Source organism: Amycolatopsis rhabdoformis, from assembly GCF_035918295.1.
Taxonomy (GTDB): Bacteria; Actinomycetota; Actinomycetes; order Mycobacteriales; family Pseudonocardiaceae; genus Amycolatopsis; species Amycolatopsis rhabdoformis.
In genome coordinates, this window is sequence record NZ_CP142149.1 from 1,035,790 (window position 1) to 1,056,102 (window position 20,313).

The 20,313-nt window shown below is 71.1% G+C and carries 18 protein-coding genes; 8 read left to right on the forward strand and 10 right to left on the reverse strand.

All coding sequences use genetic code 11. The features are described 5' to 3' along the window. The first annotated feature begins 3 nt into the window (after positions 1-3). Complete coding sequence (gene fdxA, locus VSH64_RS04785) at positions 4-345, forward strand: ferredoxin (RefSeq protein ID WP_326834232.1); 342 nt, start codon at positions 4-6, stop codon at positions 343-345. Between the two features lie 22 nt (positions 346-367). On the opposite strand, the gene VSH64_RS04790 is transcribed toward fdxA, so the two are convergent. Beyond that, a complete protein-coding gene (locus VSH64_RS04790; protein WP_407655632.1) occupies positions 368-1,213 on the reverse strand; it encodes a PaaX family transcriptional regulator in 846 nt (281 codons plus the stop codon). 280 nt (positions 1,214-1,493) lie between these two features. Between VSH64_RS04790 and VSH64_RS04795 the strand changes: the two genes are divergently transcribed. The 4 genes from VSH64_RS04795 (at position 1,494) to glgC (ending at position 5,480) form a co-directional block, all read left to right on the forward strand. Beyond that, the gene (locus tag VSH64_RS04795; protein ID WP_326834233.1) at positions 1,494-2,297 is read left to right on the forward strand and encodes a putative protein N(5)-glutamine methyltransferase; all 804 of its coding nucleotides are present in this window, start codon (positions 1,494-1,496) and stop codon (positions 2,295-2,297) included. Positions 2,298-2,387: 90 nt separating this feature from the next. Continuing rightward, entirely contained in the window at positions 2,388-3,038 is a 651-nt protein-coding gene (locus VSH64_RS04800; protein ID WP_326834234.1) for a hypothetical protein, read from the forward strand. Positions 3,039-3,108: 70 nt separating this feature from the next. Further along, positions 3,109-4,266 carry a glycogen synthase gene (gene glgA, locus VSH64_RS04805; protein WP_326834235.1) on the forward strand — a complete coding sequence of 386 codons (1,158 nt, stop codon included), beginning with the start codon at positions 3,109-3,111 and terminating at the stop codon, positions 4,264-4,266. Then, on the forward strand, positions 4,263-5,480 hold the full coding sequence (gene glgC, locus VSH64_RS04810; RefSeq protein ID WP_326834236.1) for a glucose-1-phosphate adenylyltransferase: 1,218 nt from the start codon (positions 4,263-4,265) through the stop codon (positions 5,478-5,480). Before glgA ends, glgC begins: the two co-directional genes overlap by 4 nt. Positions 5,481-5,953: 473 nt before the next feature. Here the strand turns inward: glgC and VSH64_RS04815 are convergent, their stop codons facing one another. Continuing rightward, positions 5,954-7,051, reverse strand: coding sequence for an LLM class flavin-dependent oxidoreductase (locus VSH64_RS04815; RefSeq protein ID WP_326834237.1), 1,098 nt, complete (start codon positions 7,049-7,051; stop codon positions 5,954-5,956). Between the two features lie 73 nt (positions 7,052-7,124). Then, a complete protein-coding gene (locus VSH64_RS04820; RefSeq protein WP_326837909.1) occupies positions 7,125-7,988 on the reverse strand; it encodes a PRC and DUF2382 domain-containing protein in 864 nt (287 codons plus the stop codon). Between the two features lie 297 nt (positions 7,989-8,285). Here VSH64_RS04820 and VSH64_RS04825 point away from each other — a divergent pair, with 297 nt between their 5' ends. Continuing rightward, positions 8,286-9,032 carry an SGNH/GDSL hydrolase family protein gene (locus VSH64_RS04825; RefSeq protein WP_326834238.1) on the forward strand — a complete coding sequence of 249 codons (747 nt, stop codon included), beginning with the start codon at positions 8,286-8,288 and terminating at the stop codon, positions 9,030-9,032. A 6-nt stretch (positions 9,033-9,038) separates the two neighbouring features. Here the strand turns inward: VSH64_RS04825 and VSH64_RS04830 are convergent, their stop codons facing one another. Then, positions 9,039-9,851: a class I SAM-dependent methyltransferase gene (locus VSH64_RS04830; RefSeq protein ID WP_326834239.1), complete on the reverse strand. Its 813-nt coding sequence runs from the start codon at positions 9,849-9,851 to the stop codon at positions 9,039-9,041. 193 nt (positions 9,852-10,044) lie between these two features. Between VSH64_RS04830 and VSH64_RS04835 the strand changes: the two genes are divergently transcribed. Both VSH64_RS04835 and VSH64_RS04840 read left to right on the forward strand, forming a co-directional pair. Beyond that, on the forward strand, positions 10,045-10,773 hold the full coding sequence (locus VSH64_RS04835; RefSeq protein ID WP_326834240.1) for a GntR family transcriptional regulator: 729 nt from the start codon (positions 10,045-10,047) through the stop codon (positions 10,771-10,773). Beyond that, the gene (locus VSH64_RS04840; protein WP_326834241.1) at positions 10,770-11,507 is read left to right on the forward strand and encodes a sulfite exporter TauE/SafE family protein; all 738 of its coding nucleotides are present in this window, start codon (positions 10,770-10,772) and stop codon (positions 11,505-11,507) included. Before VSH64_RS04835 ends, VSH64_RS04840 begins: the two co-directional genes overlap by 4 nt. An 86-nt stretch (positions 11,508-11,593) precedes the next feature. Here the strand turns inward: VSH64_RS04840 and VSH64_RS04845 are convergent, their stop codons facing one another. From VSH64_RS04845 to VSH64_RS04870, 6 genes are read right to left on the reverse strand one after another with little or no spacing between them, the layout of a single operon-like run. Next, on the reverse strand, positions 11,594-13,444 hold the full coding sequence (locus tag VSH64_RS04845; RefSeq protein ID WP_326834242.1) for a sialidase family protein: 1,851 nt from the start codon (positions 13,442-13,444) through the stop codon (positions 11,594-11,596). Between the two features lie 19 nt (positions 13,445-13,463). After that, on the reverse strand, positions 13,464-15,455 hold the full coding sequence (locus VSH64_RS04850; RefSeq protein ID WP_326834243.1) for a beta-galactosidase: 1,992 nt from the start codon (positions 15,453-15,455) through the stop codon (positions 13,464-13,466). After that, on the reverse strand, positions 15,456-16,385 hold the full coding sequence (locus VSH64_RS04855; protein ID WP_326834244.1) for a dihydrodipicolinate synthase family protein: 930 nt from the start codon (positions 16,383-16,385) through the stop codon (positions 15,456-15,458). Further along, positions 16,382-17,371 carry an ABC transporter ATP-binding protein gene (locus VSH64_RS04860; RefSeq protein ID WP_326834245.1) on the reverse strand — a complete coding sequence of 330 codons (990 nt, stop codon included), beginning with the start codon at positions 17,369-17,371 and terminating at the stop codon, positions 16,382-16,384. Before VSH64_RS04860 ends, VSH64_RS04855 begins: the two co-directional genes overlap by 4 nt. Next, on the reverse strand, positions 17,368-19,335 hold the full coding sequence (locus tag VSH64_RS04865; protein WP_326834246.1) for a dipeptide/oligopeptide/nickel ABC transporter permease/ATP-binding protein: 1,968 nt from the start codon (positions 19,333-19,335) through the stop codon (positions 17,368-17,370). Before VSH64_RS04865 ends, VSH64_RS04860 begins: the two co-directional genes overlap by 4 nt. After that, a complete protein-coding gene (locus VSH64_RS04870; RefSeq protein ID WP_326834247.1) occupies positions 19,335-20,294 on the reverse strand; it encodes an ABC transporter permease in 960 nt (319 codons plus the stop codon). Before VSH64_RS04870 ends, VSH64_RS04865 begins: the two co-directional genes overlap by 1 nt. Positions 20,295-20,313: the final 19 nt, after the last annotated feature.

The window sequence follows — 20,313 nt, forward strand, 5'->3', positions numbered from 1 at the left end:
ACAATGCCGTACGTGATCGCCGAACCGTGCATCGACATCACCGACCGCTCCTGCATGGAGGAGTGTCCGGTCGACTGCATCTACGAAGGCGAGCGGAAGCTCTACATCAACCCGTTCGAGTGCATCGACTGCGGCAACTGCGAACCCGCCTGCCCCGTGGAGGCGATCTCGCAGGACCGGCACGTGCCGGACGAGTACGCCGCGTTCGCCGAGGACAACCGCCGCTTCTTCACCGAGGCCCTGCCCGGCCGCGACGCACCGATCGGCCAGCCCGGCGGCGCGCTGTCGTTCGGGCCGGCCGGCGCCGATACGGAGCTGGTGGCGGAGTACGGCCCGCGCAGCTGAGCCGCGGGGCGAGGCAGCGCTGCTAGTCGCCGCTCTCGACGAACGAGTCCCAGTGCTGCTGGGCCTCGTCGCGCCATTCGGCGTGGCGGGTGAGGAACAGCTCGGCCGCCTGGGTGCCGCTCCAGCGGTCCGGCAGGAGCGAGCGCGGCAGGTCCGGGTCGAGGAACGGGAAGCGGCGCCACTCGTGCACCAGCCGCGTCTGCGCGAGCAGCACGGCCTCGCCCGAACGCGGCGCGAGGCCGGTGAACTCGTCGATGAACCGCTCGTAGTGGTGTTCGAGCTCGCGCAGGTCCCAGGCGCGGGCCACCATCTGCTGCTCGTCGCCGATCTCGGCGTAGCTCGCCACGAACGACATGGCCTGCCCACCGTCGGTGAGCTCCGCGACGAGCCGCGCGGCCTCGGCTTCCGCCGCCGTGTTCGGGCTGATCCACACACCCGGCGCCGGCGAGCCGAAGCCCGCCCAGCTCAGCCGCGTGCGCATGCGGTGGCGCAGGTCGCGCTGCGATTCGGGCACCGACACGAGCAGCACCAGCCACGTGCGGTCCCACTGGCCCGTCTGCCGGCCGAACCCGTAGATGCGCTCGGCGCCTTCGCTCAGCAGCCGGCGTCCCGGCGGCGTGAGCACCCAGCGCACGCGCCGGCCCGCGCGTTCGGACTTCAGCCAGCCCTCGCCGGAGGCCCGCGCGAGCGCCTGCCGGGCCGACTTCTCCTCGACCTTGAACAGCGCCAGCGCGTCGACCAGCGACGACGTCCAGACGGGATCCTGCCGGGGCAGCACGTATTCGCCGAGCACCGTCATCAGCAACGAGCGCGCACTGGTGTGCGCGAGTTCGCGCCGCCGCGTGACGGCGGGCCGGTTGGCCGCCACCTGCGGATCACCGCCTTTCGGGAGAAAAACTGGTACAAGCGTCTGGTCAGATTACCCGGTAGACGCATTCCGAGCGCGTGACCACCGGGAGAACGAGTGCTCTCCGCACAAGGCCCGGCGCGGAAATTTCCCGGGAACGTTTCGCGCCTTTTCCGGGCAGCGCGATTTCCACTTGTGCCTGCCGGATGAGGAGCGGTTCCGGGCCTGCGCGCCGAAGTCACTACGGTGGAAACCCCGGCTCGGGGAACGGCGGGTTTTCCGCGGGGGAAAGGGTGTCGAATTGTCCGTGCCGGAAGAGGTCTTGGTCGCGCGGTTGCGGGCGGCGGGTTGTGTGTTCGCGGAGGAGGAAGCGCGGATCCTCGGCGAAGCGGCCGCGGGCGACGACGCCGTCCTCGAGAAATTGGTGCGGCGGCGGGTGGCGGGGGAGCCGCTGGAGTACGTGGTGGGTTGGGCCGAGTTCATGGAGCGCCGGTTCGTGGTGGCCGAGGGCGTGTTCGTGCCGCGGCACCGCACCGAGCTGCTCGTGCGGCTGGCGGCGGGGTTCGCGCGGCCCGGCGGGGTCGTGCTCGACCTGTGCTGCGGGTCCGGCGCGCTCGGGGCGACGGTGGCGGCCGAGGTGCCGGGCATCGAGCTGCACGCGGCCGACGTGGACCCGGTGGCGGTGCGGTGCGCGCGGCTCAACGTCGAGGGCTCGGTGTTCGGAGGTGCGGGGTACGGAGGCTCGGTGTACGAAGGCGACCTCTTCGAACCGGTGCCGCGGCGGTTGCGCGGCCGCGTCGAGGTGCTGATCTCGAACGTGCCCTACGTGCCGAGCGCCGAGGTCGCGCTGCTGCCGCCGGAGGCGCGGGAGCACGAGCCGCTGGTGGCGCTCGACGGGGGAGCCGACGGGCTCGACGTGCTGCGGCGCGTGGTGCGCGAAGCGCCGCAGTGGCTGGCGCCGGGCGGGCGCGTGCTGTTCGAGACGAGCGAGGGGCAGGCCGGGCCGGCCGTCGCGGCGGTGACGCGGGTGGGGCTGCGCGCGTGGGCCGAGGAGTCGGAGGACCTCGGGGCGACGGTGGTCGTGGGGGAGCGGAGCCCGGCGTGAGGCGGAACTCGTTGCTGCACAAGGAGTAATCGTGGTTCGGCAGGCGGCTCTTGGGGTAGTCGTTCGCAGCCGTGAGGGAAGGGGCCGCGCATGAAGGTCTACGCCGATCGCCCGGTCCGCCGCACCGCACAGGTGCTCAGCGACGTGTTCGCGGCCGGGCTGCTCGCGTTCGCGATCTGGCTCGCGGTGCGCGTGTACACCGAGGTGATGCGCCTGCGCGCGCCCGGTGACGGGCTCGTGAACGCGGGCTCCGGGCTGCGCTCGACGTTCGACGCGGCCGCCGACAAAGCCGGCGCGGTACCGCTGATCGGCCACCCGCTCGCCGACGCGCTGCACTCGGGCTCGGCCGCCGGCACCGACCTGGCCGACGCCGGCCGTTGGCAGATCAGCGCCGTCGAGGACCTCGCGTGGTGGCTCGCGGTGCTCGTGGTGGCCGTGCCGCTGGTGTTCCTGCTGGTTTCGTGGCTGCCGCTGCGGTGGCGGTTCACGCGCGGCGCCACGGCCGCGGCCCGGCTCCGTCGCCAGGGCGCGGAGGGGCTCGACCTGCTCGCGTTGCGCGCGCTCGTGACCCGGCCGCTGCCGCGCAAGGTCCGCGCGGGTGACCTCACCACCGGCTGGCGCGAACGCGACCCGGACGTCGTCGCCGAGCTGGCCGGGCGCGAGCTCGCCCACCACGGGTTGCGGCTGCCCGCCGCACCCGTGCCCGCACCGGCACCGGTCACCGGGACGCCCGCGAAGTGAGTCGATCGCGACACGGATTGGTCGCTTCCCCGCACTGCACTTCCCGGCCCGCGCCGTTTAGGGTCGGAGCATGAAGGTCGGCCTGCTCACCCGGGAATATCCGCCGGACGTCTACGGCGGCGCGGGGGTGCACGTGGAGTTCCTCGCCCGCGAACTCAGGTCGCTGGTCGACCTCGACGTGCACTGCTGGGGACCCGACCGCGACGACGGCGCCCACGGCCACCGCGATCTCCACGGCTACGCGCAGACCGCGTTCGCCACCATGGACATCGCCGTGTCGATGGCCGCCGCGCTGGAGGGCCACGACCTCGCGCACAGCCACACCTGGTACGCGAACCTCGGCGGTCACCTGGCGAAGCTCGCCCACGGCATCCCGCACGTGATCACCGCGCACTCGCTCGAACCGCTGCGCCCGTGGAAAGCCGAGCAGCTCGGCGGCGGCTACCGGGTGTCCTCGTGGATCGAGAAGGACGCCTACGAGGCGGCCGACGCGATCATCGCCGTGAGCGCGGGCGTGCGCGAAGACGTGCTCACCGCGTACCCGGCCGTCGACCCGGCGCGCGTGCACGTGGTGCACAACGGCATCGACACCACGCTCTACCGCCCGGACCCCGGCCGTGACGTGCTGGCCAAGCACGGCATCGACCCGGACCGGCCGTACGCGCTGTTCGTCGGGCGCATCACGCGGCAGAAGGGGGTGCCGCACCTGGTGCGTGCCGGCGCGGAGCTCGCCGAAGAGGTGCAGCTGGTGCTGTGCGCCGGCGGCGCCGACACCCCGGAGCTCGACGCGGAGTTCCGCGGCCTCGTGGCCGAGCTGCAGGAGAAGCGCACCGGGGTGCACTGGATTCCGGAGATGCTGCCGCGCCCGGAGGTGGTGCAGCTGCTCACGCACGCGACGGTGTTCGTCTGCCCGTCGGTGTACGAGCCGCTGGGCATCGTGAACCTCGAGGCGATGGCGTGCGGCACCGCGGTGGTGGCGAGCGACGTCGGCGGCATCCCGGAGGTCGTGGCCGACGGCGCGACCGGGCTGCTCGTGCACTACGACTCGAACGACACCGCGGCCTTCGAATCGGCGCTGGCGCGGCGGATCAACGAGCTGGTCGCGGATCCCGCCCGGGCCGCGGCGATGGGTCTGGCCGGGCGCGACCGGGCCGTGGGAGAGTTCGGCTGGGCGGCGATCGCCGCGAGGACGGTCGCGATCTACGAGGCGTGCGGGAGGGTTTCGTGATCGACGGATCGGATGTCCTGGGGATCGTGCTGGCCGGCGGCGAGGGCAAGCGACTCATGCCGCTCACGGCCGACCGGGCCAAACCCGCGGTGCCCTTCGGCGGCGTGCACCGCCTCATCGACTTCGTGCTCTCGAACCTCGTCCACGGCGGGATCCGGCGCATCTGCGTGCTCACGCAGTACAAGTCGCACTCGCTCGACCGCCACATCTCCACCACGTGGCGGCTTTCGTCGCTCACCGGCGAGTACGTGACCCCGGTGCCCGCGCAGCAGCGGCTGGGCCCGCGGTGGTTCCAGGGCAGCGCCGACGCGATCCACCAGAGCCTCAACCTGGTCTACGACGAGTCGCCCGCCTACATCGCCGTGTTCGGCGCCGACAACATCTACCGCATGGACCCGCGCCAGATGATGGACGCGCACATCGCGTCCGGCGCCGGCGTCACCGTGGCCGGCATCCGCGTGCCGCGCGAGGAGGCCAGCGCGTTCGGCGTGATCCAGACCGGCGACGGCACGAAGATCGACGCGTTCCTCGAGAAGCCCGACGACCCGCCGGGCCTGCCCGATTCACCCGGCGAGTCGTACGTGTCGATGGGCAACTACGTGTTCACCACCCAGGTGATGCTCGACGCGCTGCACGCGGACTCGAAGAACGTCGGGTCCAAACACGACATGGGCCGCGACATCATCCCGGCGCTCGTGGACAAGGGCGAAGCCGCCGTCTACGACTTCAGCGGCAACGTGGTCCCCGGCGAAAGCGAACGCGACCACGGCTACTGGCGCGACGTCGGCACGATCGACAGCTACTACGACGCCCACACCGACCTGATCTCCACCTACCCGATCTTCAACCTCTACAACCGCAAATGGCCGATCCTCTCCTACCCCGGCCAGCGCGCCGCGGCGAAGTTCGTGGAGGGCGGCAGCGCCACGCAGGCCATCATCAGCAACGGCTGCATCATCTCCGGCGCCCAGGTCGTGGACTCCGTCCTCTCCCCGGACGTCGTCGTCGAAAACGGCGCCGTCGTCCAGGGCTCCGTCATCCTCGACGGCGCCCGCATCGGCCGCGGCGCCGTGGTGCGGCGGGCGATTCTGGACAAGAACGTGGTGGTCCCGCCCGGTGCGCACATCGGTGTGGACCTGGCGCGGGATCGGGAGCATTACCACGTGAGCTCGGGTGGGATCGTGGTGTTGGGTAAGGGAGAGTCGGCGATCTAGGTTCGCGCTTCCTTGCGTAGCGGCGGCGGCTAGGGACGCGTGCGTGGGGCGTTTGGGACGGTCGCTGGGCGGTTGTCGACGCTTGCGTTCGCGGCGCGCCCCGTCGACGAGGTGTCCGAAGAGGTCTTCTTCGCGCGCGGTACAGATCTCGCCGAGAACGCGATCCTGATCGTCGGCTCCGCCGACGCGGCTGCGCCAGGCTCCGTGCCGCTCGAAGCCATCTGCGGGGTCGCACGCCGCACTGGCCGGGATCGCGACCGGATCGCCGAGGAACCTCGTCACCGGGGTCGGCCGGTGATTTCCTTCAAACCGACCACTTCAACGTGGGCTCGCGTTGCCGGTCCCTGCGGCCGTCTCCGGCGACTCCTGTGCGGTCGCTACCAGGGACGTGTGCGTGAGTCCGGGACGGTCGCCGGGGCCGGTCGGCAATTTCTTCAAGCCGACCAGCCCAACCTGCGCTCCCGGAATCGGCCCTAGTTCCGCGCGTCGGCCTCTTGTGACTCCGCGGCCGCCACCAGGGACGCGTGCGTGGGGGCGTCCGGGACGGTGGCCGGGCGGTTCTTGGCGAACTCCGCGCGCAGGACGGGAACCACTTGCTCGCCGAGGATGTCGATCTGTTCCAGGACGGTCTTGTGGGGCAGGCCCATGCCGTCGACGTTGAAGAGTTGGCGCTGGTAGTCGCCGGCGTAGTCGCGGAAGGCGAGGGTGCGGTCGATGACCTGTTGGGGGCTGCCGACCGAGAGCGGGGTCTGGTCCATCGTGTCCTCGAGGGACGGGCCGCCGCCGTAGACGGGGGAGTGGGCGAAGTAGGGGCGGAACTCGCGGAGGGCGTCCTGGGAGTTCGGGCGCATGAACGTCTGGCCGCCGAGGCCGACGATGGCCTGTTCGGCGCTGCCGTGGCCGTAGTGCTCGAAGCGGGTGCGGTAGAGCTCGATCATGCGTTTCGTGTGGTCGGCGGGCCAGAAGATGTTGTTGTGGAAGAAGCCGTCGCCGTAATAAGCGGCCTGCTCGGCGATCTGCGGGCTGCGGATCGAGCCGTGCCACACGAAGGGTGGCACGCCGTCCAGCGGGCGCGGCGTGGAGGTGAAGCCCTGCAGCGGCGTGCGGAACTTGCCCTGCCAGTCCACGACCTCTTCGCGCCAGAGCCGGCGCAGCAGTGCGTAGTTCTCCACGGCCAGCGCGATCCCGTCGCGGATGTCCTTGCCGAACCACGGGTACACCGGGCCGGTGTTGCCGCGGCCCATCATGAGGTCGACGCGGCCGTCGGCGAGGTGCTGCAGCATCGCGTAGTCCTCGGCGAGCTTCACCGGGTCGTTGGTGGTGATCAGCGTGGTGGACGTGGAGAGCAGGATGCGGCTGGTCTGCGCGGCGATGAACCCCAGCACGGTGGTGGGTGACGACGGCACGAACGGCGGGTTGTGGTGCTCACCCATCGCGAAGACGTCGAGCCCGGCCTGCTCCGCGCGCACGGCCGTCTCGACCAGCCGCTTGATGCGCTCGTGCTCGCTCGGCGTGGTGCCCGCTACGGGGTCGCGCGCCAGGTCGCCGACGGTGAAGATCCCGAACTGCATGACAGCCTCCCGCTCCCGGACTTGATGATTCAAGTGAACCGGGAGCGGGAGGGGGTTATTCCGGGGCCGTTCGTCAGTGCTTGCGCTTCTGGGCGTCGTCGCTCAGGTCGAACTGCTCCTTGCGCACCTCGCCCTTCACGGTCTGCTCCTCGGTCACCGTCTCGGTGTTCAGCCGCGCGCGCTCGACCGCCACGGTTTCCTTGCTGATCACGGGCTTCTCGGCGTGCAGCACCACGTCCTGCTCCTGCTCGCCGAGCTCGGTGCGGCCGGTCCCGCCGCGCGCGTCGGTGATCGGCTCCCGCTCGAGGCGCACCTCTTCGTGGCTCACCGGCACGGTCACCTGCTGCTCTTCGGTGACCACGTACTTGCGGAGCCGCACGTGCCCGGTCTCGACCTGTTCGGTGCCGACGTGGAGACGCTCCTCCGAGCGGATCATCTCTTCGCCGCGAGTGTCCGTCGTGGAACGGTCGCCACGGGTGTCCTGCTTGCCGCGGCCGGCGGCAGTGTCCATTTTGTCCCGACCGGCGGTGGTGCCCTGTGCATCCCGGCCCGCGGAGGTGTTCATCGCATCGCGGTCCTGCCGGCCACGGCCACCCGCCATCCCCTGGTCCGGCGCACTCCGCGGCATCGGCAACCCGTAGTGGCGGTACAACTCGGCGCTCTCCGTCGACGACAGGTGCCCGTCGGCGTCGATGCGCGGCGCCTCCGACACCTGGTCCTTCGCGACGTTCACGTGGACGCCGTCGTTGTCGACATTCGCGCCGGACAGCGGCACGAAGCTCTCCTTGCTGCCGAACAGCCCGGTCTTCACCGTGATCCACTCGGGTTCGCGGGTCGTGTCGGCGAGGTAGACGTTGCCGACCTTGCCGATCTTGTTGCCGTCCGGATCGACCACCGCGCTGTCCATCAACTGCTGGGGCTGAAGAGTCCCGGCCATGACGCTCACGTCCTCTCTCCCTCGGTTTTCGCTGCTGATCTCCACCGTCGGGCGTGGCGCGGGCCGCGGCAACTCTCCGTTGTTCCGGTGGGTTACCCCGGAAAGAAAAGGTTTAGAGCACTTCGTTCGGGTAACGCACGGGCATACCGCATGCCCGATCTGTCGCGGTTCGCGACCGAAGCTCACCTGATCGGGTAACAACTGTCCGGTGTGGAGCGATTCGGGTGCAGAAGCTCCCGTTCCCCTCGAAAGGTCCCCCGGACGATGCGCAAAGCCACCTTCGCCAGATTCAGCGCGGTGCTGACTCTGATCATTCTCGCCGTCGGCATGTCGACGGCGGTCACCTCCGCGGACGCCGCCGGCCAACGGAGCTGGTGCGCCGCCAAGTCCAACGTCGCGATCGTCGGCACGTCGGCCGACACGGGCTACGGCTCGACCGGCTACCAGTCCACCACGGACACGTGGGCTTCCACCACCTACGGCTGGACCACCAAGTTCGCCAACGGCGTCCACGCCCAGTGGCAGACCAACGTGCAGAACTACTCGCACAACGGCGCCCTCGCCGCCGACTACCTGCCCGGCGGCCGCTGGGCGGGCACGACCGGTGCGATCGCCGACATGGCGGCCAAGCAGCCTGACCTGGTCCTCGTCGACCTCGGCGGCAACGACTTCTGGGCGCAGAACGACCCGGCCAAGTTCCAGACCGACCTGAACAACGTCATCGACGGCATCCGCGCCTCCCGCCCGGGCGGCGTCGACATCCTCATGTCGATCTACGCCGAGCTCAAGTGGACGCCGAACCCCTACGGCGGCAACACCCAGAAGTACACCTGGGACCAGTACGCGTCGGTGATCTACCAGACGGCCGTCGCGAAGGGCACCGCGCTCACGGACCTGCGCCAGTACATCCCGCCGGCCGGCTCGGCGAACCTGCCGAACCCCAGCCCCTGGACCTCGGACAACATCCACCTCAACGACGCCGGCAACCTCGCCGAGTACGGCATGTGGTGGGGCTGGACCGCGAGCCTGGGCAGCATCTGCTGAAGCTGGTCAGACGGTCGCGTCGGCGAGCACGGACAGCTCGGCCGGGCGCAGGGCGTCGGGTCGGGGCCACACGTCGTGGTCGCGCTGGTGGACGTGCCGGACAGTGGTGAAGCCGTTGGCGCGCAGCAGCTCCGTGAGCTCATCAGGGGAGAAGCAGCTGCGCCACGGCTCGCCGCCTTGGGCGGCGACCGCGGAGACGGCGTCGGCGTACTGCGCGCCGGCGTCGTCCCGCAGCCGCGCGGGCAGGAAGTAGTCGGCGACGAGCCGGGTGCCCGGGGCGAGGCCGGCGACGGCCCGCAGGGTGCGGGTGATGGCGGCTTCCCCGAGGTACATCGTGACGCCGAGCCAGGTGACCAGCGTCGGGCGAGCGAGGTCGAAGCCGTGGTTCACGAGGGCTTCGACGAGGTCGCCGGTGGCCAGGTCCAGTGGCACGAAGGTGCGTGAAGCGGGTTCGGTCAGGCCGGAGCCGGCGAGTTGCCGGCGCTTCCACTCCTGCGTGTGCGGGAGGTCCACTTCGAACACGCGGATGGCCGGCGCGCGGTGGGCGAACGTGTCGAGCCCGGCGCCGAGCACCACGCACTGGGTGAGTTCGCCGAGCCGGGCCTCCGCGTACCGGCTGCGGCAGAGCACCTGCGTGCGGGCGCCCGCGAGTACGGGGTGGTCGCCGCGGTGGCGGTGGTAGGCCAGCAGCTCATCGGCGCGGTCACCCAGCAGCGGCGCGGCGAACTCGTCGACGAAGATCTTCGGGCCGGCATCGACGATGAGGTGGGCGGCGCGAGCCGCGGCGGCGGTGAGGGCTGTGAAACTGGGTTCGGTCACGGTGCGAACCCTAGCCGTTAATTGTGTAAGGATAGCACAGATAAGTATTTTCCGAAAGACCTCCGCGGTTGCGATCGGGTCGCGGCGGCGGAAGTCAGTTCGTGTGCGCCTTCGGGCCTGGTCACAGGGTTTCCCCAGGTCAGGGTGGGTGGCGTAACCCTGGCGTAATGCGTAACCGGGTAGCGTCACGCAGGTGGAACCCTTGTCGCCGCGGGCCGAGCGGGCGCGGCAGATCGCCGATGTGCTGCGGCAGCGCATCACGTCGGGCGCCTTCGACGACGGCCCGCTGCCCGCCGAGCACGAACTCGGCACGCAGCTCGGCGCGACGCGCAACGCCGTGCGCGAAGCCCTCGGCCTGCTGCGCGCCGAGGGGCTCGTGGAGCGGCGTCAGGGTGTCGGGACCCTGGTGGTGCACCCGAAGTACGGGCACGGTCTCGATCGCCTCGCCGGTCTCGCCGAGGCCCTGGACGGCTACGGCGACGTGGTGAACGAGGTCCGCGCGGCCGGCCTCGTCACGCCGCCGCCCGCGATCGCCGAACGGCTCGGGCTCGCGCCGGGCGCCCGCGTGGTGCACCTCGAACGCCTGCGCCGCCTCGGCGGGCTGCCGCTGTCGCTCGACACCACCTACCTGCCCGCGGACATCGGCCTCCCGCTGCTCGACCGCGACCTCGCGGGCCGCGATTTGTTCGCGCTCATCGAGGAAACCAGCGGCTCCCGCCTCGGCCGCGCTGATGTCGTAGTCCACGCCGTGAGCGCCGGCCCCGACACCGCCGCGCTGCTGGAGGTCGCGCCCGGCACCGCCGTCTTCGCCCTCGACCGCCTCACGCACCTGGCCGACGGCCGCCCCGTGGACGCCGAAACCCTCCACATCCGCGCCGACCGCCTCACCCTCCGCGCGACCCTGCACCGAGGACCGGCGTGACCACCGACCTCCTGCTCGCGTTCTTCGGCCTGATCGGCGGCATCGGCATCACGGCGATCGGCCCCGGCGGCGTGATCCCGACGATCGCGCTCTTCCTGCTCACCCCGCTCGCCCCGGCGCAGGTCGCGGGCACGGCCATCGTCACCCACGTGGCGACGGGCCTGGCCGGCAGCGCCGCGTACGTCCGCTCCGGCCAGCTGCGCCAACGGCACACCCGGCGCGTCGCCCTGCTCCTGGCGGCCGCCGCGGTCGTCGGTACGCCGGTGGGCGTGCTGCTCAACTCCCTGGTGTCCGCGCAGTGGTTCGGCATCGTGCTCGGCGCCTTCGCCGTGGTCGTGGCGGCCCTGGTGGTGTTCCGCCGGCCCGTCGCGCACCACGAGCCGGGCACGACCGCGGTGCTGGCGATCGGCGCCACCGTCGCGGCCGCGGCGGGCCTGGTGGGCGTCGGCGGGCCGATGCTGACCGTGCCCATCCTCGTGGTGGTGGGCCTGCCCATGCTGGAAGCCCTGGCGGCGGCGCAGGTGCAGTCGGTGGTCATCGCCGGCGTCGGCGCCCTGGGCTACCTCGCCCACGGCTCCCTCGACTGGCACCTGGCGGCGGTGGTCGGGATCCCGGAACTGGCGGGCGTGGTGCTGGGCTGGAAAATCGCGCACGCCCTGCCGACGAAACGACTGCGGGTGGCGTTGGTGGTGGCTTTGGTGGCGGTGGCGCCTTATCTGATGCTGCACGGGTGACCTCTCCGATGAGGAAGGGCGCTTTGAAGGAATTGGATTCCCTCAAAGCGCCCCTCACCGCACGAAGCCGGCTTATCCGACAGGACTCAGCGCACCCGATCGAACGGCAACTCCACCACCGGCCCCGGCCGCACCGTTCGGCCCTGGCCCACCTCGTCCACTTCGGACTCCGACAGCGCCCGCCGGTACAGCCGGGCGTCGTCCAGGGAGCCCGCGAAGTGGTTCGCCCCGTCCAGGCGCTCGCCGAGTTGGAGTTGGAACGAGACGGTCTCGCTGATCGAGCCCGGTGAATCCGGGCCGGACGCCGCGAGGGCTCCGTCGACCCAGAGCCGGAGTTGGCCGCCCGAACGTTGGAGGGCGAGGTGGTGCCACTGCTGATCGTCGTAGGCCTGGGTGGTCGTGATGGACTTGCTGCCCGCCGCCGTGGTCATCATGGCGATGAGGCGGTGCGAGGCGGGTTCGCCGCGTAGCCACAGTTGCGGCGCGGTGGTGCCCATGCCGCCGAGCCACAGCAAGGCCTGGGGGGCCTTCGAGGAGCCGTAGCGGAACGCCGTGGTGAAGGTGAAGTCGCCCGCGCCGGGTAGTTGCGAAGGTGAGTAGGGCACCCGGACGTAGTCGTCGACGCCGTCGAGTTGCAGGGAGCCGCCGGAAGACGTGGCGCCGCCGAGGACGTAGGCGGCGGCGCCGGGCCGGGAGAGGTCCGGGGTCGTCGGGCCGGCGGAACGTCGCCACCCCAGGTAGTTCTCGTCGAAGCGCGCGAAGCGGATCTCATCGCGGGCGTCGACGGCGCCGCCTTCGTACATCAGGCCGATCTTCGCGTCGCGGTCGCGCGGGTCGCTCAGCTGCACGAGGTCGGAGTAGCCGGACCAGTCGGTGGTCACCTGCGTGCCCTGGTCCGCGTTCTCCCAGGTGCGGCCGTTGTCGTAGGACGAGCGCACCATCATCCAGCGCCGCCGGTCGGTGTCGGACGGTGAGGCGAACAGGATGCGGTCGCCGCCGGGACGCTGCAGGCGCAGCAGCGAGCCCTGCACCATCGGCGTGACCAGGTCGGGGATGGTGGTGAAGCGCTTGCTGAACGTCTGGCCGCCGTCGCGGCTCAGCGCGTAGTCGCGGTTGCCGACGTCGGTGCCGCCCTGCTCGCGGCCGCCGGCGTAGATCGTGCCGTCCGGCAGCTCGACGACGCTGACCTCCGACGGCTTCTGTGTGTACGTGCCGCCGACCGGGTGCGGGTAGCTGTCCACGGCGCCGACGTGCCAGCTGCGGCCCGAGTCGTCGCTGTAGATCAGCGCCGCGTAGTTCTCGACGGAATTCGTGCCGTCACTGCGTTCCGCGTTCACCCCGAACACCAGCCGGCCCGCGTGGCGGCCCGTGATGAGCTGGATGCCGTGCACCGGGCCCGAGGCGTACCACGAGTCCCACGCCGGCAGCTTCGCCTGCGCGCTGATGTCCACCGGCGTCGACCACGTCACGCCGTCGTCGTCGCTGAACTGCGAGTGCGGCGTGCGCGGGCACGGCACGTCGCAGGCCTTGTCGTCGTCGCGGCCCTTGTTGTACGTGGTGATCAGCACGATCCGGCCGGTGCGGCTGTCCACAATGGGCACCGGGTTGCCGTGGGTGTCACCGCCGCCGGGGTTCACCACCTGCAGCGGCGACCAGGTGGCGCCGCCGTCGGTGGAACGCTTCAGCACCAGGTCGATGTCGCCGGTGTCGCCGCAGTTGTCGCGCCGGCCTTCGGCGAACGCGAGCAGCGTGCCGTGCGTGCTGCGGACGATGGCGGGAATGCGGAAACAGGCGTAGCCGGTTTCGGTGTGGGGGTTGAAGAGCACCTGCTGGTCGAACTGCGGAGCCGGTGCCGGCGCCGCCGAAGCGGCCGCCGGTACGAGCACCCCGGACACCAGCACCGCGAACGCGAGCGCCCAGCGGAGTATCGGTCTCATGTCCCGTTTTTCCCTTCGGCTAGGTGAAACTCCCCAGGAGAACGGCCACCCCACGCGGTGCCAGCGGCACCTCGTCGACGGGACGGCCGGGATCGGTGAGCAGGTCGGCGGCCGGCGCCGGCAGCGCCACGGTGACCGCGTTCTCGCTGTGGTTGAGCAGAAACAGGTACTGCTCCTCGACGCCGTGGCGCACCACGGCCTGCACGCCCTCGGGCAGGCCCGACAGCACCGGCGAAACCCCGGCCTCGGCCGTGATCCGGTCGAAGAGCGTGCGCATCGCGGCCGCGTCGGGCCGGGTCGCGAGGTACCAGGCGACCCCGGAGCCGAACGCGTGGCGGGTGATCGCCGGACGACCCGCCAGCTCGCCGGAGTCGAAGGTCGCCACCACGGCGGCGCCCTCGGTCTCCACCCACTCCGACCAGATCGTGGCCGGAGCCCCGCCGAACGAAAGGTCGATCGAGCCGCCTTCCGGCAGCGGCCAGAACTCGTCCACCCTCAGCCCGAGCACGTCGCGCAACGGCGCCGGATACCCGCCGAGGTACGCGCGGTCGTTCTCGTCGACGATCCCGGAGAAGAACGACACCACCAGGTGCCCACCACCGGCCACATAGGACCGCAGGTTCTCCGCGACGCCGGCGTCCAGCAGATAGAGGTTCGGTACCACCACGAGCCGGTACCCCGACAGCTCCCGCGTCGGACGCACGACGTCACACGTCACGTTGGCGTCGAAGAGCGGCGCGTAGTGCGCGAGGTGCGCGTCGAGCTGGCGCAGGTCGTCCGACGGGTGCGAGTCGAGCTCCAGGGCCCACCAGCTGTTCCAGTCGTGCAGGATCGCGACGTCAGCCTTGACCCGGCTGTCGGCCAGCTGCGGCACCGAAGCCAGCTCCCGGCCGAGGTCGGACACTTCGCGGTACGTGCGCGTGTCGCGCCCGCCGTGCGGCACCATCGCGGAGTGGAACTTCTCGGCGCCGCCGGCGGTCTGGCGCCACTGGAAGAACAGCACGGCGTCGGCCCCGCGCGCCACCGCCTGCCAGCTGCCGAGCCGCATCGCGCCCGGCGGCTTCGGTCCGTTGCGGGTACGCCAGTTCACCGCGCTCGGCGCCTGCTCCAGCAGCAGCCAAGGCTGACCGTCCTTCGTGGACCGAACGAGGTCGTAGGCGAACGCCGCCTCGACGTGGCCGCGCGGATCGTACGGATCAGGATACGAATCGAGGCTCACCACGTCCTCGTGCGGCGTCCACGAGTGCCAGTCGAGTGCTTTCTGCACCAGGCCCACGAAGTTGGTGGTCACCGGCACGTCCGGCGTGATCCGCGCCAGCACCTCGCGCTCGGTGAGGAAGCAGCCGAGCGACGCGTCGGAGGAGAACCGGTGGTAGTCCAGCTGCTGCGCGGGGTTCGGGAACGTCGGGGCCACCCGTGGCGGCTCGACCTCGGCCCAATCGGCGTAGCGCTGCGACCAGAACGTGGTGCTCCAGGCCTCGTTGAGCGCCTCGACGGTCTGATATCGCTCACGCAGCCACGAGCGGAACGCCACCGCCGACGCTTCGCAGTAACACGCGCGGATGTGGCAACCGAACTCGTTGCCGATGTGCCACATCTTCAGGGCCGGGTGCCCGGCGTAGCGCGTGGCCACCTGCTCCACCAGCCGGGCCGCGTGCTCGCGGTACACCGGGCTCGACGGGCAGAACTGCTGGCGCGCGCCCGCCGAAAGCCGCGTGCCGTCGGCGCGCACCGGCAGGATTTCCGGAAACCGGTGGGAAAGCCACGGTGGCGGTGACGCTGTCATGGTCGCCAGGCAGGCGTCGACCCCGCCCGCCGCGAGCTTGTCCATCACCGTGTCGAACCAGCCGAAGTCGTACTCGCCGGGCCGCGGTTCCACCTGGGCCCACGAGAAGATCCCGACCGTGACCATCGAGACGGCGGCTTCGGCCATCAGCAACAGGTCCTCGTCCCAGACCTCGGGGGACCAGTGCTCCGGGTTCCAGTCGCCGCCGTAGTGCACGCGAGCCATCTAGAGCAGCCCCGCTTCCGCGAGTTTTTCCTTGATGCGCAGCAGTTCGTCGCCGTTGAGCGGCAGCTGCGGCGGCGCCATCACGGCGTTGTCGATGAACCCGCGCATCTTCATCGCCGCCTTGAACGCGCCGAGCCCGGCCGAGCCGCGCCCCATCCGGCTCGGCGGCGCCACGTCGGTGATGGTGAACAGCGACAGCAGCCGGTCCTGCTCGCGGCGCGCGGCGTGCGGGTTGCCCGAGCGCACGTGGTCGTAGATCAGCACGTAGCCGACCGGGTCGACGTTGCCCAGGCCCGGCACGGCGCCGTCGGCACCCAGCGCGAGCGCGGAGTCGACCAGCAGCTCCGAACCGGTGAACACGGCGAACCCGTCGAGCCCGCGCTCGCGCCGCTCCTTGAGCACGTAGCGGAACCCGGCCTCGTCACCGCTGGAGTCCTTGAGCCCGGCGATCACGCCGTCGGCCGCGAGGCTCAGCACGAGCTCGCGGTCGAGCTTCGTGTGCACCGCCACCGGGATGTCGTAGGCGAAGATCGGCAGCGCCGTCTTCTCCTTCAACAGCCGGAAGTGCCGGTCGATCTCGGCCACGTGCGTGCGCGTGTAGTACGGCGCGGTCACCACGATCGCGTCGGCGCCGGCTGCTTCGGCCGTCTTCACGTGCTCGGCCACGCGCAAGGTCGTCATGTCGATACAGCCGGCCAGCACCGGCACGCGGCCGGCGACCTGGTCCACGGCCGTCTCGATCGTCACGCGACGCTGCGCGTCGGGCAGGAAGGCGACCTCGCTCGACGAGCCGAGCACGAAGATGCCGTGCACGCCGGCGTCGAGCTGGAACTCGATGTGGCGGCGCAGCGAGTCGGTGTCCACCGTGAAGTCGTCGTTGAACGGCGTGCACAGCGGCGGGATGATTCCGGCGAACTTCGTCGCGGTCATGAGGCGTTCACTCCGGTGGTGATCTCAGGGCGGATCCGCGGGGGGATCTCCGGGTGGATGCAGCGGTAGCGGTGCCCGGCGGTCTCGGTGAGCGGCGGCAGCGCCGACGCGCACTCGGCCGTGGCCTTCGGGCAGCGGGTGTGGAACGAGCAGCCGCTCGGCGGTGCGGTGGCCGACGGCACGGGTCCACTGAGGACGATCGGCTCGACCGGGTGCAGCAGGCTCGGCGTGGCGGAGAACAGCGCCCGCGTGTACGGGTGCCGCGCGCCGCCGGGCAGGTCCTCGGCGGCGGCTTCCTCCACGATCCGGCCGAGGTACATCGTCACGATGCGGTCGCTCATGCGCCGCACGGTCTGGATGTCGTGCGACACGAACACCATGGCGAGCCCGAGCCGCTCGCGCAGGTCGATGAGCAGGTTGAGGATCTGCGCGCGCACCGACACGTCGAGCGCCGACGTCGGCTCGTCGGCCACGAGCAGCGCCGGGCGCAGCGCCAGCGCCCGTGCGATGGCCACGCGTTGGCGCTGCCCGCCCGAAAGCTGCGCCGGCAGCGCGTCGGCCACGCTCACCGGCAGGCCGACCAGGCCCATCAGCTCCGTCACCCGCGCGGCCCGCTCGGCCGGGGTGCCGACGTGGTGCACGTCGAGCGGGTCGCGCAGGATCTTCGCCACGGGCAGGCGCCGGTTGAGCGCGGTGGCCGGGTCCTGGAACACCAGGCCGACCTGGCGGCCCAGCTCGCCCGGGCGCATCCCCGACAGCGGTTTCCCGTCATAGCGCACGGTTCCGGCCGTCGGCGCCTGCAGCCCGACGAGCACCTTGGCGAGCGTGGACTTGCCGCAGCCGGACTCGCCGACCACCCCCACCGTCTCGCCGGCGTCGATCTCCAGGTTCGCGTCGGTGAGCGCGTAGACGTTGTCGCGCCCGAACAGGCTCGCGCCGCGCACCCGGTGCACCACGTGCACCCCGTCGACTTCGACCAGCGTCATACCTGCGCTCCTTCCACGACGGCCGGGGTCGTGCGTTCGGCGGGGTAGTGGCAGGCGACCAGGTGTCCGTTGCCCGAAGGTTCCGGCGCCACCTCGAAGCAGTGACCGCGCGCGGCCGGGCAGCGGTCGGCGAACCGGCAACCGGGCGGGAAGTCGGCCGGCGCGGGCACCACCCCCTTGATCTGGGTGAGCGTGGCCTCGTTCTCCTCCAGCGACAGCACCGCGGACAGCAGGCCGCGCGTGTAGTGGTGCCGCGGTGAGCCCACGACCTCGGCCGTGGCGCCCGTCTCGGCCACCTGCCCGCCGTACATCACCACCACGCGGTCGGCGACGTCGGAGACCAGCGCCAGGTCGTGCGACACGAGGATCAACGCGAACCCGAGCTCGTCCTGCAGCCGCAGCAGGAGCTTGATGATCTGCGCCTGCACGGTCACGTCGAGCGCCGTGGTCGGTTCGTCGGCCACGATCAGCTTCGGGCTGCGCGAAAGGGCCATCGCGATCAGCACGCGCTGGCGCTGCCCGCCGGAGAGCTCGTGGGGGTAGGAGCGCAGTGTGCGGCCCGGGTCGAGGTTCACCAGTTCCAGCAGCTCCTGCGGCGTGCGCGTGCCGCCGCGGCGGGTGAACTGCTTGAGCTGCGCGCGGATCGTCATCGCCGGGTTCAGGGAGCTGAGCGCGTCCTGGTAGACCATCGAGATGTCGTGCCCGAGGTGGCGCCGGCGCGTGCCCGCCTTCATGGTGAGCAGGTCGGCGCCCTCGAACAGGATCTCGCCCGACAGCCGCGCGGCGGCCGGTTGCAGGCCCATGACCGACAACGCGGTGAGCGACTTGCCGCAGCCCGATTCGCCGATGAGCCCCAGCACCTCACCCGAGTGCACGGTGAACGAGATCCCGTCGACCACGTTCACGCCGCGGTGCCGGTCGGGGAAGCGGATCGCGAGATCGCGCACCTCCAGCACGGCCCGGCGCCCGGTGAGATCCCGGGCCCGCGCGGCCAGCCGTTCACCGGCTTCGAGCAGCCCGGCGAGCGGGAGCACCGGCGCCGTGTTCTCCGCGGCCTTCTCCGCCTCGATCTTCTTGGCGACCTCGCCGGCCTGGGCGTTGCGGGCCGAAGGCGCGGCCCACGCGTCGGAGATACCTTCGGACAGGATGTTGAGCGCCAGCACCGTGATCAGGATCAGCAGGCCGGGGAACAGCGTGGCCCACCAGCCGCCGGTGAGCACCAGGTCCTTGCCGTCGGAGAGCACCGAGCCCCACGACGGGTTCGGCGGCTGGATGCCCGCACCGATGAAGGAGAGCGACGCCTCGAACACGATCGCGTCGGCCACCGTCACCGTGCAGTACACCAGGATCGGCGCCGCGCAGTTCACCGCGACGTGCCGGGCGAGGATGAACAGCCGTTTCGCGCCGATCACGCGCTCGGCGTCCACGTAGTCCTCGCCGTACTGCGCCAGCACGTTCGCGCGCACCACGCGGGCGACCGGGGCCATGTTGAGGAACCCGATCGCGAGGATCAGCACGAGGATGCCGCGGCCGAACACCGCCACCAGCACCGCGGCGAGCGCGATACCGGGGAACGCCATGATCACGTCCATCACGCGCATCACCACGGAGTCGGTCCGGCGCCCCGAGGTCGCGGCGAACGAGCCGATCACCAGCCCGGCCAGCAGCGCCAGCACGGTGGCGCCGAGGCCGATCGCGAGCGACCAGCGCGTGCCGGCCACCAGGCGCGAGAAGATGTCGCGGCCCGACTGGTCGGTGCCGAACCAGTGCTCGGCGCTCGGGCCGCCGGTGTCGGTGCTGAGCGCGTCGGGGTTGTGCGTGGCCAGCAGCGTGCCGAAGATCGCGACGAGCGCGAGCACCACGAGCAGGCCGAGCGCGAGCCACGACGTGGGCGGGAGTTTGCGGAACCGCACGCCCGGCCGCGAGAGCCGGTCCGTGAGGTTCGGGTGCAGGACGGGGCGCATCAGGAGTGGCTCCGCAGTCGGGGGTTGGCGATGAGGTAGAGCACGTCGACGACGAGGTTCACGAGCACGAAGCCCACGGCGATGGTGATCACGAAGCCCTGGACCTTCGCCGTGTCACCGTCCTGCACGGCCTGGATCATGTTCTGGCCCATGCCGGGCAGCGCGAACATCGTCTCGATCACCACGGCGCCGCCGAGCAGGTAACCGACGCGCAGGCCGAGCACGGTGAGCGGGTTCACCAGCGCGTTGCGCAACACGTTGCGGCCCACCACGACCACCGGCGGCAGGCCGCCGCCTCGCGCGGTGCGCACGTAGTCCTTGTCCAGCTCCTCGACCATCGACGTGCGGATCACGCGGGTGAGCTGCGCGGCCACCGGCAGCGAGAGCGAGATCGCCGGCAGCGTGAGCGAGTTGAGCCAGCCCGACACCGAGTCGGCCGGGCTCACGTAGCCGCTGGTCGGGAACAGGCCCTTGCCCACGGCGAGCCACTGCACCAGCAGCAGCGCGATCCAGAACGCCGGCGCCGCGACGCCCGCCAGCGTGACCACCCGGATCAGGTGGTCGGGCCAGCGGCCGCGGAACAGCGCCGACGTCACACCGAGCACGATCGACAGCACGAGCGCGATGACCAGCCCGAACAGTGTGAGCTGCACGGTGAGCGGGAGCGCGGTCGCGATGGTCTGGTTCACCGGCTCCTTGGTGATCACGCTCGTGCCGAAGTCGCCTTGCAGCAGGTGCCACACGAAGTGCACGTACTGCAGGGGCAGGGGATCGAGCAGCCCGTTGGCCTGGCGGAACTGGTCGAGCTGCGCCTCGGTGGCGTTCGCCCCGTTGAACGCGGCGAGCGCCGGGTCGACGGGGGAGAACTGCATCACGATGAACACGAACAGGATCACGCCGAGCAGCAGCGGGATCAGGGCGAGGATGCGAGAGGCCAGCATCCGCACGACGACGATCACGGTGGGTGGTCCTCCCGCG

What these genes read in the sequence shown, in the direction of transcription:
- fdxA (WP_326834232.1), top strand. Translation starts at nt 4, where the DNA reads ATGCCGTACGTGATCGCCGAACCGTGCATCGACATCACCGACCGCTCC.
- VSH64_RS04800 (WP_326834234.1), top strand. Translation starts at nt 2,388, where the DNA reads ATGAAGGTCTACGCCGATCGCCCGGTCCGCCGCACCGCACAGGTGCTC.
- glgA (WP_326834235.1), top strand. Translation starts at nt 3,109, where the DNA reads ATGAAGGTCGGCCTGCTCACCCGGGAATATCCGCCGGACGTCTACGGC.
- VSH64_RS04815 (WP_326834237.1), bottom strand. Translation starts at nt 7,051, where the DNA reads ATGCAGTTCGGGATCTTCACCGTCGGCGACCTGGCGCGCGACCCCGTA.
- VSH64_RS04820 (WP_326837909.1), bottom strand. Translation starts at nt 7,988, where the DNA reads ATGGCCGGGACTCTTCAGCCCCAGCAGTTGATGGACAGCGCGGTGGTC.
- VSH64_RS04845 (WP_326834242.1), bottom strand. Translation starts at nt 13,444, where the DNA reads ATGAGACCGATACTCCGCTGGGCGCTCGCGTTCGCGGTGCTGGTGTCC.
- VSH64_RS04850 (WP_326834243.1), bottom strand. Translation starts at nt 15,455, where the DNA reads ATGGCTCGCGTGCACTACGGCGGCGACTGGAACCCGGAGCACTGGTCC.
- VSH64_RS04855 (WP_326834244.1), bottom strand. Translation starts at nt 16,385, where the DNA reads ATGACCGCGACGAAGTTCGCCGGAATCATCCCGCCGCTGTGCACGCCG.
- VSH64_RS04860 (WP_326834245.1), bottom strand. Translation starts at nt 17,371, where the DNA reads ATGACGCTGGTCGAAGTCGACGGGGTGCACGTGGTGCACCGGGTGCGC.
- VSH64_RS04865 (WP_326834246.1), bottom strand. Translation starts at nt 19,335, where the DNA reads ATGCGCCCCGTCCTGCACCCGAACCTCACGGACCGGCTCTCGCGGCCG.